General features: G+C 43.0%; 1 protein-coding gene. It reads right to left on the bottom strand.

All coding sequences use genetic code 11. From position 1 onward, the window contains the following. Positions 1-2,672 (bottom strand): SusC/RagA family TonB-linked outer membrane protein (locus AC1DPZ_RS24680; RefSeq protein WP_477408468.1); only part of this gene is annotated, 2,672 nt, incomplete at its 3' end. Positions 2,673-3,028 lie beyond the last annotated feature (356 nt).

The raw sequence follows: 3,028 nt of genomic DNA, 5'->3' as shown, positions 1-3,028 counted from the left end.
TAAGTAAACTTAGGGTTAGGGTTACCCAGGTAAGTCTGGTCTTTTTCATTAATCACGCCGTCGTTATTTAAATCCTTATACCTGATATCGCCTAACCATGTACCTGTAGAGCTATTCGCGATTGGCCTGTCGAATTGGGTTTTTGAGCTGGCCAGCTCCGCATCGCTTTTAAATAAGCCATCTGTTACGTAACCATAAAACTCACCAACCGGTTGCCCTACAGCGGTACGGGTAATACCCCTGTTTAAGAAGCCATTGGTAATATTGCCTGCAATAAACGGCGTTCCGTTAGCTAATGAAAGCACTTTGTTTTTGTAGTGCGAGAAATTTAAAGTGGTTGCCCATTTAAAATCTTTGCCTACAATGTTTTTGCTGTTGATAGAAAACTCGAATCCTTTGTTGCTCAGCTTACCAGAGTTAAAATATGGCGGGTTTACACCSCCAAGGTATGATCCGCTTGCACCTTCGCCCACAAGAAATGCGGGTAGCGCTGCCTGGAAAAGGAAGTTTTTTGATGTCTTATCATAATAATCAGCACTTGCATCAATCCTGTTATTGAACAAACTGAAATCGATACCGAAATCGGTTTGGATCCCGGATTCCCATGTTAGGTTAGAATTTTTGATCTTGTCGATTAAAAAGCCTGTACCAAAACCTGTTGCAGACGGCTTTAAAGCTGCGCCATATAGGTAGTTGGGTACGTTTTGGTTACCAACCTGCCCGTAACTGGCCCTTAGTTTCACGTTATCTGCTATATTTTTAATGCCTGCCAAAAACGGCTCTTCAGATAAGCGCCATGAAACGGCAACCGAAGGGAAAAAGCCTGTTTGATGACCTTCGGCAAATTTCGACGACCTGTCTGAACGGCCTGTTGCTGTTAAGCTGTATTTACTATCGAAGGTATAAACTACGCGCGCTATACCCGATTGCATCGCCTGGCTACCCTTATACTCGTCAATTCGTGCCGATTTCGCATCACCCAGGTTTAGGGTTTGCAAATCGTTGCTGTAAAAGCTTTGTGTGTAAGCACTTACGCCGTTCCATTGCGCTTCGTTAACCTCGTAACCCAGTGTGGCATATACATTATGTTTTTTGGCAAATGTGTGGTTGTATGAGAAATACTCTTTCCATCCCCAGTAAATTTGCGTTTGCCATGATTCGGTTAAATTGGCTGTTTTATTAATGTACCCTCCCCAGGCATAAGTTGGGTTAAACTGCAATGCTTTCGACCAGTTAAAATCGCCGTTAACTTCCGACCGTAAGGTTAAATCGCGGTATATTTTAATATCAGCATATAAGCTACTGTTGACATTGTGCCTAACCAGCGTATTGGTTAAAGATAAAGCCTGCGCAACAGGATTTATAGAACCTCCTGTCGCATTATCGCCGGTAAGAATAGGGCCTGCGAATGATCCATCAGGGTTTCTGACCGGTACATCGGGAGCGCTTAATAATGCGGTATATACAATGCCGTTATTATCGCTAAGGCCCCTGTTTTCTTCGCTACGGGTTCCACCTATTACTGCACCAAACTTAAGCCATTCCTTAACCTGGGTATTAATGTTTGAGCGCAGGCTATAGCGTCTGTAAGTACTGCCCAGTATAGTACCCTTTTGATCAAAAAAGCCGCCCGATACATAATAATCCACGCCATCCTTACCACCCGATACTGATACCTGGTGACTTTGCTGTGGCGCAGTCCTGAAAACTTCTTGTTGCCAATTGGTACCCTTGCCTAATAATTCCGGCGATGCAAACTCAGCTCTGCGGGGTACCTGCACGTTGTCGGCAAGGGCGTTTTGCAAAGTCGCATATTGCTGCAGATTCATCATGGGTAAAAATTTACCCTGTTGCTGAAAACCATAATAACCATCATAACCAACACGGGCGCTTCCGTTTTTACCTCGCTTGGTGGTAATAATGATTACACCATTTGAGCCTCTTGAACCGTAAATGGCTGTTGATGAAGCATCCTTTAATACATCTATGGACTCGATATCGCTCGGGTTAAGCATCGACAATGGGCTTACCGCAACTTCATCATTATTACCTAATGCGGCAGAACGGCCGCTGGTGGCCCGGTTATTAGCATCGCCAAATATGGGCACGCCATCAATAACGTACAATGGCTCGTTTGAGCCTGACAACGACGATATACCACGGATGTGAACCGATGTTTGACTACCCGGCGCACCTGAGTTTTGCGTAACCGTTACACCGGCAACCCTGCCCTGTAATAACTGATCTACACTTGATTGTGGCACGTTGGCAATATCTGATGCTTTTATTGATGATATTGCACCGTTTACATCCTGGCGCTTTTGCTGGCCGTAACCAATCGCTACGGTAACTTCGGCTAAACTTGTTGTTGATGATTTAAGTGTAACATTAATTGTTGTTTTAGCGCCAATAAGCACTTCCTGCTTCTCGGCTCCGATAAACGAAAACACAAGAGTTTTGGCGTTTGCGGGTATGGTAACACTGTATTTACCGTTAATATCGGTTACAACCGAAACCTTGGTATCTTTAACTGATACTGTAGCACCAGGCAGGGTAACACCTTTTTCGTCTGAAACTGTTCCCTGGATCACCGTTCCCTGGTTTTGTGCCACCCCCCGGATGCACATTAACAGTAAAGGGAACAGCAATGCTATTCGTAGAATTTTTCGCATAATAATTGGTTAATTGATTTATTGATTGTTTTTGGTTTTGCTAATTGGTACAACACGTTCTTCAAATCAGAAACAGATCAATAGGTTCGCACAGATGCAGGTTAACAACTTCAACCGGCATCTACAGTTAGGCCAGCGATAATTGCAGGTAAACTGTCTTCACTAAATTTGTAAACTAATTTTTCAGGTTTATTATTCAGCTGATGTGCTAAAAGCAATTCATTGAATATTCGTTTTGTTGAGGGTAAAATTATATGCTAAACAAACCCCGGTTGTGGATAAATAGGGGCACAAATGTCAACCTGAATTATTTAACTGATTATCAAGTATTTAATTAAATAAAGGAAGAGATTTAC

This window comes from Mucilaginibacter sp. P4_G9, assembly GCF_056400985.1.
Note: the sequence above shows the minus strand (reverse complement) of the source record. Positions and strands in the feature narration are given on the sequence as shown.